This window comes from Vibrio sp. B4-6 (genome assembly GCF_963888245.1).
GTDB lineage: Bacteria > Pseudomonadota > Gammaproteobacteria > Enterobacterales > Vibrionaceae > Vibrio > Vibrio anguillarum.
In genome coordinates this window covers 380,239-396,525 of record NZ_CAWPIM010000033.1, presented here as the reverse complement: position 1 = coordinate 396,525, position 16,287 = coordinate 380,239, and the positions used below count along the sequence as shown (strand labels likewise).

General features: G+C 44.8%; 14 protein-coding genes. 9 read left to right on the top strand and 5 right to left on the bottom strand.

Going from position 1 to position 16,287, the window contains the following annotated elements:
- Positions 1-285 precede the first annotated feature (285 nt).
- From AACV20_RS11125 to AACV20_RS17615, 3 genes are all read left to right on the top strand, one after another.
- A complete protein-coding gene (locus AACV20_RS11125) occupies positions 286-453 on the top strand; it encodes a hypothetical protein (protein ID WP_156117117.1) in 168 nt (55 codons plus the stop codon).
- Complete coding sequence (gene polA, locus AACV20_RS11120) at positions 437-3,229, top strand: DNA polymerase I (protein WP_026028799.1); 2,793 nt, start codon at positions 437-439, stop codon at positions 3,227-3,229. Before AACV20_RS11125 ends, polA begins: the two co-directional genes overlap by 17 nt.
- A 194-nt stretch (positions 3,230-3,423) precedes the next feature.
- The gene (locus AACV20_RS17615) at positions 3,424-3,471 is read left to right on the top strand and encodes a hypothetical protein (protein WP_438356636.1); all 48 of its coding nucleotides are present in this window, start codon (positions 3,424-3,426) and stop codon (positions 3,469-3,471) included.
- A 494-nt stretch (positions 3,472-3,965) separates the two neighbouring features.
- On the opposite strand, the gene yihA is transcribed toward AACV20_RS17615, so the two are convergent.
- Positions 3,966-4,673: a ribosome biogenesis GTP-binding protein YihA/YsxC gene (gene yihA, locus AACV20_RS11115; protein ID WP_047690296.1), complete on the bottom strand. Its 708-nt coding sequence runs from the start codon at positions 4,671-4,673 to the stop codon at positions 3,966-3,968.
- Between the two features lie 167 nt (positions 4,674-4,840).
- Between yihA and AACV20_RS11110 the strand changes: the two genes are divergently transcribed.
- The 5 genes from AACV20_RS11110 to hemN all read left to right on the top strand — a co-directional run bounded on the left by AACV20_RS11110 (position 4,841) and on the right by hemN (position 8,891).
- Complete coding sequence (locus AACV20_RS11110; RefSeq protein WP_013855644.1) at positions 4,841-5,458, top strand: c-type cytochrome; 618 nt, start codon at positions 4,841-4,843, stop codon at positions 5,456-5,458.
- Positions 5,459-5,674: 216 nt separating this feature from the next.
- On the top strand, positions 5,675-6,313 hold the full coding sequence (locus AACV20_RS11105) for a class I SAM-dependent methyltransferase (protein ID WP_013855645.1): 639 nt from the start codon (positions 5,675-5,677) through the stop codon (positions 6,311-6,313).
- Positions 6,313-6,867 carry a Der GTPase-activating protein YihI gene (gene yihI / locus AACV20_RS11100; RefSeq protein WP_013855646.1) on the top strand — a complete coding sequence of 185 codons (555 nt, stop codon included), beginning with the start codon at positions 6,313-6,315 and terminating at the stop codon, positions 6,865-6,867. The genes AACV20_RS11105 and yihI overlap by 1 nt, the downstream gene beginning before the upstream one ends.
- A gap of 8 nt (positions 6,868-6,875) precedes the next feature.
- Positions 6,876-7,364, top strand: coding sequence for a DUF2489 domain-containing protein (locus AACV20_RS11095; RefSeq protein ID WP_013855647.1), 489 nt, complete (start codon positions 6,876-6,878; stop codon positions 7,362-7,364).
- Between the two features lie 138 nt (positions 7,365-7,502).
- Complete coding sequence (gene hemN / locus AACV20_RS11090; protein WP_170907293.1) at positions 7,503-8,891, top strand: oxygen-independent coproporphyrinogen III oxidase; 1,389 nt, start codon at positions 7,503-7,505, stop codon at positions 8,889-8,891.
- A gap of 65 nt (positions 8,892-8,956) precedes the next feature.
- Here the strand turns inward: hemN and ilvY are convergent, their stop codons facing one another.
- The gene (gene ilvY, locus AACV20_RS11085; protein ID WP_013855649.1) at positions 8,957-9,847 is read right to left on the bottom strand and encodes an HTH-type transcriptional activator IlvY; all 891 of its coding nucleotides are present in this window, start codon (positions 9,845-9,847) and stop codon (positions 8,957-8,959) included.
- A 143-nt stretch (positions 9,848-9,990) separates the two neighbouring features.
- Here ilvY and ilvC point away from each other — a divergent pair, with 143 nt between their 5' ends.
- Entirely contained in the window at positions 9,991-11,475 is a 1,485-nt protein-coding gene (ilvC, locus tag AACV20_RS11080) for a ketol-acid reductoisomerase (protein WP_013855650.1), read from the top strand.
- A gap of 192 nt (positions 11,476-11,667) precedes the next feature.
- Here the strand turns inward: ilvC and ubiK are convergent, their stop codons facing one another.
- The 3 genes from ubiK to AACV20_RS11065 form a co-directional block, all read right to left on the bottom strand.
- Positions 11,668-11,919 (bottom strand): ubiquinone biosynthesis accessory factor UbiK, encoded by a 252-nt coding sequence (ubiK, locus tag AACV20_RS11075; RefSeq protein WP_170907292.1) that lies wholly within the window; start codon positions 11,917-11,919, stop codon positions 11,668-11,670.
- A gap of 122 nt (positions 11,920-12,041) precedes the next feature.
- Complete coding sequence (locus tag AACV20_RS11070) at positions 12,042-15,164, bottom strand: multidrug efflux RND transporter permease subunit (protein WP_013855651.1); 3,123 nt, start codon at positions 15,162-15,164, stop codon at positions 12,042-12,044.
- A gap of 11 nt (positions 15,165-15,175) precedes the next feature.
- Positions 15,176-16,282: an efflux RND transporter periplasmic adaptor subunit gene (locus tag AACV20_RS11065; protein WP_170907291.1), complete on the bottom strand. Its 1,107-nt coding sequence runs from the start codon at positions 16,280-16,282 to the stop codon at positions 15,176-15,178.
- Positions 16,283-16,287 lie beyond the last annotated feature (5 nt).

Below are 16,287 nucleotides of genomic sequence, written 5' to 3'. Positions count from 1 at the left end.
TTCCAGTGTAATTTATAGCTTTATCGTAAGGCTGAATGAATCACTTCACTTAGTTTTACCTGTTTTTGCTAGGCGACATCCTCGGGTGTCGCTTTTTTTATCGCTCATTTTCAAGAGGATGCTTTTGTTGTGAATAAAAGGCCATCGATAGTCTTTTCCACAATCAATGATCGTAAAAAGATCATGATAGGAATGTTCGATCTTTGTTTTATTCATTTATAAACAATAAGTTAATGTCATTGTTTTCCTCGTTAATCACTGTTTAATAACCAGTGGATAAAAACTATGAACAGAGTTATCCACAGAATGTCATTTGCGGTGGTGGACAAATCAGCAAAATGTTTCGTTGCTCAAGGTGCATTGGCGTGGAATCCTCAAGACAGTCATGGCATCCTTAGTCATTACATTTCGTACTCGCTTTGGATTGCAAAAGACTATGGCTCGCATACCTGACAACCCGTTCATTCTGATTGATGGCTCTTCTTACCTTTACCGTGCATTTCATGCCTACCCAGGCACCATGAGTAATGGCGAAATTCCAACTAATGCTGTCTATGGCGTGGTCAATATGCTCCGTAGCATGATGCGCCAGTTTTCCGCTGAGCGTATGGTGGTTATTTTTGACGCGAAAGGAAAAACCTTCCGCGATGATATGTACCCACAATACAAAGCTAACCGTCCACCAATGCCTGATGATCTACGTTGTCAGATTGAGCCGTTGCACAATGTTATCCGTGCGATGGGGCTACCGCTGATATCGATTGAAGGTGTCGAAGCCGATGACGTGATTGGTACGCTAGCCTCTCAAGCATCACAAGCCGGCATGCCAGTGCTGATCAGCACTGGTGATAAAGACATGGCACAGCTGGTGGACGAGAATGTCACCTTGATCAATACCATGACGAATGTGGTACTTGACCGTGAAGGGGTGATTGAAAAATTCGGTATCCCTCCTGAGCTTATCATCGATTATCTGGCCTTGATGGGCGATAAAGTCGATAACATTCCTGGTGTACCGGGTGTCGGTGAGAAAACAGCGATTGCGTTACTACAAGGCATTGGCAGCCTAGAGCAAATTTACGATAACCTCGATAAAATTGCGCAATTGGGTTTTCGCGGCTCTAAAACCATGGCGCAAAAACTGGCGGATAACCGTGAAAACGCTTTTCTCTCTTACCAATTGGCCACCATCAAGCTGGATGTCGCTTTGGAAGAGAAACCAGAGACCTTGTGCAAAACCCAGCCCAATATTGATGAGTTGATTAAGCTTTATGGTCAGCTCACGTTTAAATCTTGGTTAACAGAATTGCTGGATGGTGGTAATGGGGTGATTGACGCTGATGAAAAAGTGGGTGCGGTAAACACTTCTTCTTCACAAGCAAGGGAGATGGATACAACCGCCGCCACGATTGATCGCAGCCAATATCAAACCATTTTAGATGAAGAGACGTTTAATGCTTGGTTAGAAAAACTGAAAGCGGCAGAAGTGTTTGCGTTTGATACGGAAACCGACAGTCTCGATTATATGGTAGCGAATTTAGTTGGCCTCTCTTTTGCAATCGAAGAGGGCGTTGCAGCGTATGTTCCTGTTGCGCATGACTATCTTGATGCACCAAAGCAACTGGACCGTGATTGGGTACTCGCCCAACTTAAACCCATTTTAGAAGATGAAAGCCAAGCCAAAGTGGGGCAGAACCTAAAATACGATGCCAGCATTGTTGCGCGTTACGGTATCAATATGAAAGGCATCAAGCACGATACGATGCTCGCATCTTATGTGTACAACAGCGTCGGTGGCAAACATGATATGGACAGTTTGGCGCTACGATTCTTGCAACACAGCTGTATTTCATTTGAACAGGTGGCGGGCAAAGGTAAAAACCAGCTGACCTTCAACCAAATTGAACTTGAGCAAGCGGCACCGTACGCTGCGGAAGATGCTGATGTGACTTTGCGACTTCATCACCGTTTGATGAGTCATATTGAGCAAGATGAGAAGCTCAATCGCATCTACCAACAAATAGAAGTACCTCTTGTTCCCGTGTTGTCACGTATGGAACGTACTGGCGTGATGATTGATGATATGTTGCTTGGCGCGCAATCGCATGAAATCGCTGCTCGTTTAGAGCAACTAGAACAACAAGCGTTTGATATCGCGGGTCAACCTTTCAACCTAAGCTCACCAAAACAGCTGCAAACCATTTTGTTTGAACAGATGGGGCTACCGGTGATTAAGAAAACGCCAACAGGTACACCTTCCACCAATGAAGAAGTACTGCAAGAGCTGGCACTCGACGGTTATCCTCTGCCTAAAGTGATCATTGAACATCGTGGTTTAGCTAAGTTGAAATCAACCTATACCGATAAACTGCCTAAAATGATCAACCCAACCACAGGGCGAGTGCATACCTCGTATCACCAAGCTGTAACCGCCACTGGTCGTTTGTCTTCAACCGATCCAAATTTGCAAAACATTCCGATCCGTAACGAAGAAGGACGCCGGATCCGTCAAGCCTTTATCGCTCCTCATGGCTGGAAAATTCTGGCCATCGATTACTCGCAAATTGAGCTGCGGATTATGGCGCACTTGTCCGGCGATAAAGCGCTGCTTGAAGCATTCCAGCAAGGGAAAGATATCCATGCAGCGACCGCGGCTGAAATTCTTGGAGTGAGTATTGAGCAAGTCAGCAGTGAGCAGCGTCGCCGTGCGAAAGCGGTTAACTTTGGTTTGATTTACGGGATGAGCGCCTTTGGTTTAGCCAAGCAGCTCGGCATTCCTCGTTATGAAGCTCAAGAATATATGGATAAATACTTTGAGCGTTATCCTGGCGTGATGCAATACATGGAAGATACACGCTCTACGGCTAGTGAACTTGGCTATGTTGAAACTTTATTTGGTCGCCGTTTGCATCTGCCTGAAATTAAATCGCGTAATGGGATGCGCCGCAAAGCCGCTGAACGTGCCGCGATCAATGCTCCAATGCAAGGTACGGCGGCAGATATCATCAAAAAAGCGATGCTATTAGTCGATGCTTGGATTGAGGAGCATGGACAGGGACGCGTTAAACTCTTGATGCAAGTGCACGATGAACTGGTGTTTGAGGTGCAAGAGACGGCTTTAGCCGAAATTGAAATTAAAGTACAACAATTGATGGAATCAGCGGCAACGCTAGCGGTGCCATTGGTCGCGGATACTGGTCATGGAGACAACTGGGATCAGGCGCATTAGTTGTTTTTTAAGCAAAATTAGCTAATTTATATGAGCCGACGCACAAATGTCGGCTTTTTTATGGCCTAGAAACAAGTGTTCTTGATTTTAAACTTTGTGTTGTTTAACAAAATTTTCATGAAAAAAAACTACAAAAATAGTTTTCATTTCTGACCATTTGTTATACATTAACTCTCGTAGGGTACAGAGGTAAGATGTTCTATCTTTCAGACCTTTTGTTTCACGTTATTGGATTAGGCTGATTCAGCCGCCCCAGTCAGTATTTGACTGGGGCGTTTTTTATTGGGCCAAAGAAAATATCCATCACTGTTTTTTACGAGAATTTAGGTGATAAAAACACACTATTCTATTGCTGAGTAGTTACTTTATTTCTTTTATAAACACCCAATTCTGTAACTGGCTAACAGTCACACTTTGATTATTTCTAATGAGAAATCAAGTTCGCCTCAAACACAAAGAATATGTTTAAATATCATTAGTATTCATTATGTTATGTTGATTTTATTGGGATGAGCCAGAGGAGTGTTCTGTGGGTGAGTGAATTGATGACTCTTTGACCTATTGAAAAGTTGGAGGGATTAAGGAATGCTTAGCAAAACAATAATAAATTACCTCCTACTTCTCTCCCGTTGCCCCACCAGGATGGTGGGGATTTTTCTCTTTGCCGTTCGCATTTGGATTTAAAGCCTATAAAAAAGCCCCACGATTAGGTAGGGCTCTGTTGGAGTCACGATGTTTAGTGTTCTTCAGAATGGTCTGGATTCTCTTCTATCTCTTCTAAGTGAGTTGAGTCACACTCATCCATCTCTTCCACTGCTTGTTGCTCGGCTAAATGTGTGAGTGCGGGTGCAAACCACGTATCTAATTTGTTACGCAGCACATCGACGCCTAAGCCTTTCAATGATGAAAAAGCATCGACAGTGACATCGCCGCCAAAAGAGCGTGCCTCTTCACGAATTTTTAACACTTGAGCTTTACGTGCGCCACTTTTTAGCTTGTCCGCTTTAGTCAGTAGTACTAGTACTGGGATGTAGCAATCGACAGCCCAAGAAATCAATTGTTGGTCGAGATCTTTCATCGGATGGCGAATGTCCATTAGCACAACCAGCCCTTTTAAGCTCTTGCGCTTTTGTAGGTATTCACCTAATGATTTTTGCCATTTTTTCTTTAGTTCCAAAGGAACTTGAGCAAAACCATAGCCCGGTAAATCCACAATATGACAACCTTCAGTGACTTTAAATAGGTTGATCAGTTGGGTTCGACCCGGAGTTTTACTGGTTTTAGCCAAGCTCTTCTGATTCGTTAAGCGATTCAACGAACTCGACTTACCTGCATTGGAGCGTCCTGCAAACGCAATTTCGATCCCTTCATCATCAGGTAGATGACGAATGTCAGGCGCACTGGTAATGAAATGCGTGTTTTGATAATGAATTTTTACGCTCACTGTTAACTCCATCTCGACTTTGTGTAGTCGATTGATTACTTTTTTGTGAAATTGTGTAAAATAACCGTGCTCGGCATAAGGTCGCCTATTGTACCATGAGTCGCCACTGAGAGTGAGTAGCAACTGCAAAGTGGTACTGGAAGCTTGATAATTATAAATGGAATGTCATGAAGAAATTAGCGCTAATCTTGAGTCTTTTAGCCAGCTGCTCAGTGTGGGCCCAAGGCAGCATTGAAGCTGGTAAAGCAAAATCCCAAACGTGTGTTGCCTGTCACAGTGCTGATGGCAATAGTCTACTTACAATCTATCCTAAAATTGCTGGTCAGCATGAGAAATACATAGAGAAGCAATTGCATGATCTCAAGCTAGGAATGACAAGCGGTGGCAAACAAGGTCGTTACGATCCCGTAATGAGTGCCATGGCGATGCCTCTTAGCGACGAAGATATAGCTGATCTTGCAGCGTATTTTGCATCACAAACTATTTCAGCGAACTCAACGCCTGAAGACGTTGCAGTGAAAGGAAAAGCACTTTATAGCGCAGGTGATGCAGAGCGTGGTTTAACCGCTTGTATTGCGTGTCATGGTCCGCGTGGTAATGGTACTGAGCTTTCAGGTTTCCCTAAAATTTCTGGTCAGCATGCTGACTACATCAAAGCTCAACTGCAAAAATTCCGCGATGACGCTCGTAATAATGATATGAATGCCATGATGCGTGATGTCGCGAAAAAGCTCAGCGACACTGACATCGAAATACTTTCTAAATACGTTGGCGGCCTTCACTAAACCCTACACCGTTCGAGCACTGTTGTTTGAAAACGCCTTAGCACTGAGCTAGGGCGTTTTCTTTTGTGCTGAAGAAAACGTAATTTTTTGCTCAATGATCGGCTTACCTATCGCTTTTTTTATCTTTTTTTGCCTAGCTGGTGAAAAAATACGCGCTGACTCTCCACTCTAATGCCACTTTCTGGTATGTTGCGCATCCCTGTTTGAGGATGTTACATGCACATTTGCCCATTATGTTTTAGTGAACAAATAGTTCCTTATTTTGCCGATAAAGTTCGCCCTTATCTGCAGTGCCAACACTGTGCACTTGTGTTTGTTAGCCCTGAACATCGTCTTGACGAAAAAGCGGAAAAAGCATTTTATGATTTGCATGAAAATAACCCGCAGGATAGGGGTTATCGTCAGTTTTTGTCACGCGTTTGTGCGCCGATGTTGGAGAGGCTTTCTCCGGCATCTAACGGGTTAGATTTTGGTTGTGGGCCGGGGCCAACCTTATCCATTATGTTGGAAGAGGCTGGGCACACAATGTCGTTATACGATATCTTTTTTCATCCAGATGAAAAGGTGTTGCAGGCGACCTATGATTTTATGACTGCCACTGAAGTGATTGAGCATTTACATAAGCCGCACCAAGTTTGGCAGCAATGGTTAAATTTAGTTAAGCCAGGAGGCTGGATTGGGTTAATGACCAAACTAGTCAAAGACGTGGAGGCGTTTGCTGGGTGGCACTACAAAAATGATCTCACACATGTGATCTTTTTTAGTCGTGAAACCTTCCAGTACTTGGCCAAGCGGGATGAGCTTGAACTTGAATTTATTGGTAATGATGTAATTTTACTGAGGAAACCCCAGTAATGAGCCGTAGTAAAAAATCGAGAAAGCCGGGTTCAGCCGGTGAAGGCGACGTGATTGTCACGCGTAATCGCAGTGAGGCAGATGTTGAAGGCCGTTTGCGTAAGCGAGTTAAAAAACAGAAAGGTCTGAAAGCGGGTAGCCGCCATTCCGATGGTTCAGATCAGCAGCAGCGAGAAGCCGCTAAAGCGCGCGATCCACGTTTAGGCAGCAAGAAAAAAATTCCTCTGGTGGTTGAGCCAGCGAAGAAAATGACCAAGCAAGAGCGTCGTTTGTCGGCTGAGCAAGAGCTCGAAATGCTGGAAAATGATGCGCAATTGAACGTGTTGCTCGATCGTATTGATAATGGCGAAAACCTAGGTGCTGGCTTACAAAAATACGTTGATGAGAAACTCGATCGTATTGAAGCACTGATGAAGCAACTTGGTCTGTATGCTGAAGAGCAAGAAGATGTTTTCGAGCCAATCGTGACTGGCGGTAGTGCCAAAAAATCACGTTCAGATGATGATTTATTATCAGATTTTGAAGGCTTCGACCTAAATGATTTAAAAGGATAGAAAGTGCCATGAATGTAACCTTGTTAGCCATTGCTGGTGGAATCATTATTCTCGGCTTAGCGTCTTACGCTGGTTACCTTCTGCTGCAACTGAAAAAGCAAAAGGATTTGCAGCTTCAACATCAAACATTGGCCATTGAAAAACGCAATGCAAATATTTTTGATAGCGTAAATACGCTTTGCATGGCTGGGATTCAAGGCCAATGTGATCTCTCCGAGATCAGCATCCGTGTCTACTGCATTATGGATTATGTTCAAGGCGAACAGAGAATCGACTTTGATAGTTCGTATCCCGCTATTTCCGAACTGTATTATATAGTGAAGGATATGCCGCGTGGCGAAGAGCGCAGCCAACTCGCTAAACAAGAGCGAATGAAGCATAACTTAGTGCGCCAAAAGGCGGAGGCCCGTTTAATGGATGCGATTGTTGAAGAGTTAAAAGTTCTGCAAAAACGCATTGCCCCTTTGAATAGTCAAATTCCGATTCAAATGATGTAATGGCTCGACTGCCTCTTTCGAGTGAGTGATCGCGTTAGCAGTTTAGAACATTTATACACAAATTTCGTTTTGTCACCCGACGTCCATCATTGTCATGTGGCAAAATAGCCCGTCAAAGTTTCGAACGGAAAGCACAGCATGTCTTCGCAAGTCGTACCCAGCCAACAGATCGTATGGGATCAAGCTGTTTTAGATAAGTATAACTATTCAGGCCCGCGTTATACCTCTTATCCTACAGCACTTGAATTCCATGAAGCATTTACTATTGCCGATTATGATATGGCGTGTGCCCAATACCCTGACAGGCCACTTTCGCTTTATATTCATATCCCGTTTTGTCACAAACTTTGTTACTACTGTGGTTGTAATAAGGTGATTACCCGTCATTCGCATAAAGCCGACGACTATTTGGATGTGCTCGAACATGAGATTCGCCAACGAGCCTCTTTGCTGCATGACCGTAGAGTCACACAACTGCATTTCGGTGGCGGCACACCAACCTTTTTAACTCAATTGCAAATTAGCCGTTTAATGGCCATTTTGCGTGGTGAGTTCCGCTTTGAAAATGACGCAGAAATCAGTATTGAAGTTGATCCGCGTGAAATTGAGTTAGAGATGCTTGATCACCTGCGCAGCGAAGGATTTAACCGCCTGAGCATCGGCGTACAAGATTTCAACAAAGAAGTGCAAAAGCTGGTGAACCGCGAGCAAGATGAAACCTTTATTTTTGCTATGGCGGAACGAGCTAAACAACTGGGTTTTCGCTCAACCAACCTTGATCTCATATACGGCTTGCCTAAGCAGACTAAAGGCTCTTTTGCTAAAACATTAGCGCAAGTGTTGGAGATGAAGCCGGGGCGATTGTCGGTATTTAACTACGCGCACATGCCGCAGCTGTTTGCTGCGCAGCGTAAGATTAAAGATGAAGATCTACCTACGGCGGAAGAAAAACTGGCCATATTACAAGACACGATCGCGACCTTAACGGGTGCTGGTTATCAGTTCATTGGCATGGACCATTTTGCTCTGCCCAATGATGAGTTGGCCGTCGCGCAGCGTGAAGGCATTTTACATCGCAATTTTCAAGGTTATACCACGCAAGGTAACTGCGACTTAGTTGGCTTTGGTGTCTCAGCCATTTCAATGATTGGGGATGCGTATGCGCAGAACCAAAAAGAGCTGAAAAAATACTATGAGCAAGTTAATGAGTTACGTCATGCACTCTGGAAAGGGGTGGCACTGGATAGTGATGACTTACTTCGTCGCGAAGTGATCAAGCAGCTTATCTGCAATTTCAAACTGGATAAAAGCCAAATTGAAGCACAGTTTAACGTGACGTTTAATCACTACTTCAAGCAAGATCTTGAGTTACTACAAACTTTTATTGATGATGAGTTAGTGGAAGTCGATGAAAAAGAGATCCGCGTTACTTTGCGCGGGCGGTTGTTGATCCGCAACATCTGCATGTGCTTTGATAAATACTTGCGTGTTCGTGCTCGTCAGCAACAATTTTCGCGGGTAATTTAACGCCCTTACCATGAATCAAAAAGCCACTGCTCGTCAGTGGCTTTTTCTTTGAAAAGAGGGATGAGTTATGGCGTCAGGTATTTATTCGCTGCAACATCCCACAATGCTTTGATTAATGGGTTATCAAGCTGTGAGCGTTTGCAGCACACACCGAGCTGAAATGGTTTTACGGGGGCTAATTTAAGGCGCTGGATCTTATCTCTCACCGGGCTATTGTTGATCACTACATCCGGCGCAATGCCGATACCGCAACCGAGCGCGACCATGCTGACAATCGCTTCATGCCCTGAGCTCTGCGCGTAAATATTGGGTTTGATCTTCATTTTTTTAAACCATGCATTGGCTCTATCTCTTGCCGTTCCTGCTTCAGGAACAATAAAAGGGACAACTGACCAATCGGGTGTGTCATTTTGCAGTTGTTCGATAAAGCTACTGATCCCGAGCGGCGCGATCACCGATAAGGGTATTTCACCAATCGTTTCAAATTCAACGCGAGCTGGTAGCTGTTCGGGCATGGCCGAAATGGCAATATCCGCTTCATCATTCAAAATCTTATCAATCGCTTGAGCAGGATCGCCAGTCAAGAGTTTGAACTCAATATACGGATGGCGAACTCGAAAATCGGACAGTAACTGAGGCAGGTGACTATAGCTGGCGGTAACTGAGCAAAACAAACGAATTTCCCCTTGTAATACGCTGTTTTGGTTTTTCATTTGTACGTTATATTGCTGCCACTCTGTAATGATTTTGAGTGCAACAGGAACCAGTTTACTGCCTGCTGGCGTTAGCTCAACGCTACGATTATCACGCACAAATAAGCTTTGGCTAGTTTCTTCTTCCAGCTTCTGGATCTGCCGGCTGAGCGCGGATGGGCTGATGTGCATCGCGGCGGCGGTCTTACTGAAGTTTTTACTCTCACACAGATGGATAAACATCTGCAGGTTTTTAATGTTCATAAGTTAATCACATCACGTTGCATAAATTGCAATAACTAATTGTGAATATATCACTTTAAGCAACTTGATGTCTGCTTTAGTATCAGTTTATTCGGTTCTAGAAACCGACCTGATGGAAAGAATCTTTAAAGGAGAGCGCTAACATGGCTAACTATTTCAATACCCTAAATCTACGCCAACAACTTGACCAACTTGGTCGTTGCCGCTTTATGGATCGCTCTGAGTTTGAAAGCGAAGCCGAGTACCTCAAAGGTAAGAAAGTGGTGATTGTCGGTTGTGGTGCACAAGGTTTAAACCAAGGCCTGAATTTACGAGACTCTGGCCTTGATGTCTCTTATGCATTGCGTCAAGCAGCGATCGACGAACAGCGTCAGTCCTATAAAAATGCTAAAGAGAACGGTTTTGAAGTGGGTAGCTATGAAACGCTCATCCCTCAAGCAGACTTGGTCATTAACCTAACGCCAGATAAACAGCACAGCAATGTTGTCGAAACCATCATGCCGCTGATGAAAAAAGGTGCAGCATTAGGGTATTCTCACGGTTTCAACGTGGTTGAAGAAGGGATGCAGATCCGTAAAGACATCACGGTTGTGATGGTGGCGCCTAAGTGCCCGGGAACCGAAGTGCGTGAAGAGTATAAGCGTGGTTTCGGCGTGCCGACTTTGCTTGCTGTTCACCCAGAAAATGACCCTCAAGGTGAAGGTTGGGATATCGCAAAAGCTTGGGCGGCGGGAACGGGCGGTCATCGTGCTGGCTGTTTGGAATCCTCTTTCGTTGCCGAAGTAAAATCGGACCTTATGGGCGAGCAAACCATCTTGTGCGGCATGCTACAAGCGGGTTCGATTGTGTGCTATGAGAAGATGGTAGCAGAAGGTATTGACCCAGGTTACGCAGGTAAACTGCTGCAATACGGTTGGGAAACGGTAACCGAAGCGCTGAAATTTGGTGGCATCACTCACATGATGGATCGCCTATCAAACCCAGCAAAAATCAAAGCGTTTGAGCTGTCTGAAGAGCTTAAAGACTTGATGCGCCCACTGTACAACAAACATATGGATGACATTATTTCTGGTCATTTCTCTAGCACTATGATGGCTGACTGGGCCAACGATGATGCTGATTTGCTGGGCTGGCGTGCTGAAACCGGTGAAACTGCGTTTGAAAACTACCCACAGTCTGATGTACAGATCACTGAGCAAGAGTACTTCGACAAAGGTATTTTGATGATTGCCATGGTTCGCGCTGGGGTTGAGCTGGCATTTGAAGCTATGACGGCTTCCGGTATTGTTGAAGAGTCAGCTTACTATGAATCCCTGCATGAGCTGCCACTGATTGCCAACACAGTAGCACGTAAGCGTTTGTATGAAATGAACGTGGTTATTTCTGATACAGCAGAGTATGGTAATTACCTGTTTGCCAATGTCGCAACACCGTTACTGCGCGAAAAGTTCATGCCAAAAGTATCTACTGATGTGATTGGTAAAGGCCTTGGTGAAAGCTCGAATTTCGTTGATAACGCGACCTTGATTGAAGTGAACGAAATTCTTCGTAACCATCCGGTTGAGTACATCGGTGAAGAGTTGCGTGGTTACATGACAGATATGAAACGCATCGCTGTCGGTGGCTAAAGGCTAATTAACCTTCCGGTGGTTAAGAAGGGGCCGAGAGTTCGCTCCTTTTCAATGACGAGAATGATGACGTAAAGCTCCAGACTGACTGGAGAGAATAAATACAAAAATAAACACAATATAAAACAAAAGGCTTGGTCGCCGTTGACCAAGCCTTTTTTATTGGGAAATTTTTATCTCAACCGGGCAATATTATTTGGCGGTGATTTTCGCTTCTAGCTCGGCCAATTTTTGCTCCATCTCAGAGAGCTTTTGGCGAGTACGCATCAATACTTGAGTCTGTACATCAAATTCTTCACGGCTCACCACGTCCAATTTATTTAATTGGCCTTGGATCACTTGGCGGATTTTTTGATCAACGTCGGCACCCAAATCTTTTACAGGTTGAGGCATTGAATCGTGAATTTGTTTGGCAATTTGCTCAAGTTTTTTAGGGTCAAACATAGCGGCTTACACTCCTGTCAGTTTGTTTCCATTCTAAGCAATTGAGCTGAAAATGTCGTTATTCAAGGTAAGAAAAAGGCCACTGAGGTGGCCTTTTTTGAAGCAGTCTTAATTATATTGTGTTATTTATTTTCAGCGAGTCGGCGTTGTGCTGCTTTGGCCTCGTCAACTCTGGCTAGCTTTTCGAGGTCTTTATCCTCAACAAACACAGGCAGTGGCTTATGTTTTTCGGCTAGATAGCTGTAAATTACAGGCAGTACGAATAGCGTAAATAGTGTACCAATCGCAAGACCTGCCACAATCACAATACCAATACTAAAGCGCTGAGCTGCACCTGCACCCGTTGCGTACATCAACGGGATCAAACCTGCAATCATCGCTGCTGTCGTCATTAGAATTGGGCGAAGACGCACTTTGGCTGCCTCCATCACCGCTTCGATGCGAGACTTGTTATGGTGTAGCTGCTCTTCTTTCGCCACTTCACAAATAAGAATACCGTGCTTGGTGATAAGACCAACCAGTGTAATCAACCCTACTTGCGAGTAGATGTTCATGGTTGCTGCGCCCCAAGCCAGTGCAATTAATGCTCCGCAAATGGCGAGAGGAACAGATACCATGATAACCAATGGATCTTTTAACGACTCAAATTGAATCGCCAGTACCAAGAAGATGATGGCGAGTGCCAAACCAAAGGTCGCGTAGAGTGCGCTTCCCTCAGTCACGTATTGACGCGCTTCACCCATATAATCGTGGTTGTAGCCTGCGGGCAGTTTAGTCGCGGCAACATCCTCAAACCACGTAATCGCATCACCCATTGCAACTCCTGGGCCCGGTACACTTCCGACGGTTGCCGAGTTTAGCTGGTTAAAGTGCGGCAGTGAGCGCGGCTCTGCAATCACATCAATGGTAATTAGGCTTCCTAATGGGATCATTTTTCCGTCAACGGCACGCACAAAGTAGTGATTCATCGATTCAGGGTTGAGGCGATATTTACGTTCAACCTGTGGGATCACTTCATAAGAGCGGCCATTGAGATCGATGCGGTTGACATAGCCATCCGCCATCATGGTCCCTAATGTCGTGCCAATATCCTTCATCGTGATGCCATAAACCCCAGCTTTATCTTTGTCGATATTGATTTTCATCGTCGCAGAATCGTAATTGAGGTCTAAATCGGAGTACACAAACATCGGGCTTGCTTTTACTTCTGTTAGCACTTCAGTGGCAATAGCAAACAAACTTTCAAAGCTATTGGGTGTAGTGATGACAAATTGAATTGGCAATCCAGAGCCTGCGCCGGGAAGTTCAGGCATTTGGAAGGCCGTCACGGCCATGCCTGGAATATCTTGCACTAAGGTGCCGACTCGAGTGGCAACCTCAGCTTGGCTTGCCTGGCGTTCACTCCAAGGTACCATCGAGGCAATACCAAACGCTTGGTTGGAGCTTGGAACACCGGTAAAGACTTGAGCAAACTGGACTTCTGGCTGTTCAGACAGAATCGTATTCACGTCATTCATGGTGTTTTGTAAATAGTCCAAGTTCGCATTCGAAGAACCCGTACCAATTAACATGACCACGCCTTTATCTTCAGAAGGGGCAAGCTCACTTGGAATGAATTTGAACAGCATAGGCAGGCTGGCAAACACGATCACCGCAAAGGCAATCACGACAGGACGGCGCTGCATTACTTTCTCGAGTAATTTCGCGTAGCGGTTACTCATTGAATCAAGCAATCCATGCACTTTTTGTTCAAACTTGTTGGGCTCTTCGTGCGCTTTAAGCATTTTAGAGCACATCATGGGTGAAAGTGTCAGTGCAACAATACCTGAAACAAATACAGCACCAGCCAGTGTGAGTGCAAACTCTTTAAAGAGTGAGCCTGTTATGCCACCCATCATCGCTATCGGTGCATAAACGGCGCCCAGTGTCAGCGTCATCGCAATTACCGGAACGGCGATTTCACGAGTACCAATAATCGCGGCACGAAATGGTGATTCACCCAACTTAATGTGGCGGTCAACGTTTTCTAGTACAACGATTGCATCATCCACCACAAGGCCGATAGCCAATACCATCGCTAGCAGTGTCATCAAGTTCCATGAGAAGCCCATTCCCTGCATTACCATAGCAACACCAACTAAGGATAGTGGAATGGTAACAATCGGGATGATAACGGCACGTAAAGAGCCTAGGAATAGAGTAATGACGACAAGTACGATCAAGGCGGCTTCAGCGATGGTTTTTATGACCTCGTGGATCGATTCATTGATCGCCACCGTGGAGTCATACATCACGTTCATTTCGATGTTACTTGGTAGATTACGCTTTAACTGCGGTAACAGATCCAACACATCTTGAGCAATGTTGATTGGGTTTGCGCTAGGTGCTGCGTTGATGGCTGCTACAACCGCTTCTCGGCCGTTTGCACTTGCGCGGTAAACATCATGGCTTTTTTCTAGCGTGACGTTTGCAATATCACCTAGGCGAATAACATTGCCGTCGCCCGTTTTAACCACCAGGTTTTTCAGCTCATCGACATTTGACACTTGCGTATCGGCACTACCGTTATACAGCACGAATTCGCCAGTGGCTTGTCCTGTTGCTGATTGATAGTTGTTGGCATTCAGCACGTTCATCACATCGCCCGCAGTGAGCTGTAGTCCTGCCATTTTTGCTGGATCAAGCCAAATGCGAAGGGCGTATTTCATGCCACCATACAAGTCAATCTTAGAGACGCCGTTGACAGTGAATATTTGAGGGTTAAATACACGCTCAAGATAGTCAGTAATTTGGCTTGAACTAAGTTCATCACTAGTGAAACCAATATACAGCACCGCGGTGGTTGAGCCGGTAGACATAGTTACCGTCGGATCTTCGGCCTCTTTAGGAAGCTGTGAGCGTACCGAGTTCGTTTTTGCTAACACATCTGAAAGTGCAGCGTTGGGATCGGTATTGAGCTTCATCGTTACGGTAATCGTTGATTTACCCAATACCGAAGAAGAAGTCATATAATCAATGTTGTCGGCTTGTGCGACTGCTTGTTCCAAAGGTTGAGTGATAAAACCTTGGATTAAGTCGGCACTTGCACCGTAATAGCCTGTACTCACTGTAACAACGGTATTCGTCATTTCAGGGTATTCACGAACCTGCATTTTGAAAATAGCTTGAAAACCAAGCAGAGCTATCAAAAAGCTGATCGATACCGCGAGCACTGGACGTTTTATAAAAACATCAGTAAAACGCATGATTCCTCCAATTACAGCATCGGTGTTTCAGCAGGTGGTGTAGTCGCATTACTTTCGACTACCCGAACTTTCGAATGGTTACTTAAGCGCACTTGACCTGAAGTGACCACGATGTCTCCATCTTGTACACCCTCTAAAATATGCGCCACAGCACCTTTGCGTTCACCTACTTTTACAACGCGCTGCTCTATTCGTTTAACGCCATCTTCTTCTTTCAACACGTAAACATTATCACCATACAGGGTGAAGGTAATGGCGGTTTGAGGAAGCGTGACTTGGTTTTCTAATTTCGGCAGGATGATGTTGGCACGAGCAAACATACCGCTGCGTAGTTTACCGTCACTATTTGGAATATCGGCTTGCACTTGGATTAAACCACTTTGAACGCTAACGGCAGGCTCAATCGCAGTAATGGATCCTGTAAACGCTGCATTAGGATAAGCATCGATAAAAATATCCACTTGCTGGCCTAATGAAATACGTGAAATATCCGTTTGTGGAACGGTAAAGCGCAGACGCATTACACTGGTATCTTCCAAGCGAACAATATCGGTGCCTGGCTGTAGGTATTGGCCTAAATACACATTACGGATACCCACCACACCAGCAAAGGGAGCTTTGATTTCACGACGATCAATGGAAGCTTTTAAACTTTCAATATCTGCAGACAAAGAGTAGTAGTTTGCTTCGGCGTCATCATAAGCTTCTTTTGAAATCGACCCTTTAGCGAATAGACCTTTATAGCGTTCGTATTTCGCTTTTGCAGCAGGTAGGCGAGCTTGTGAGCTTTTTAAATTCGCTTTCTCAACCGCAGAATCAAGCAAAACTAAAGGTTGGTCTTCCTCAACTTGTGTCCCTGATTCAAATGAAATCTTATCGATCACGCCACTTGTTTCAGATGTCAGTGTCACGCCTTGATTGGGTTCAATAAAACCAATCGCTTCAATCACTGGGATCCAATCAACAGGAGTTACATCAGTCACTGTCACTGGAAATTCAGGTTCAGGACGGTTGGCCATGAATTCGGCAATTTTTTGTTGTTTAAACAGATTAAAACCTATCACGCTACCAAACAGTAGGAAGGCGATAAGTAACATAAAGAATGTCCACTTTTTCATTCTAG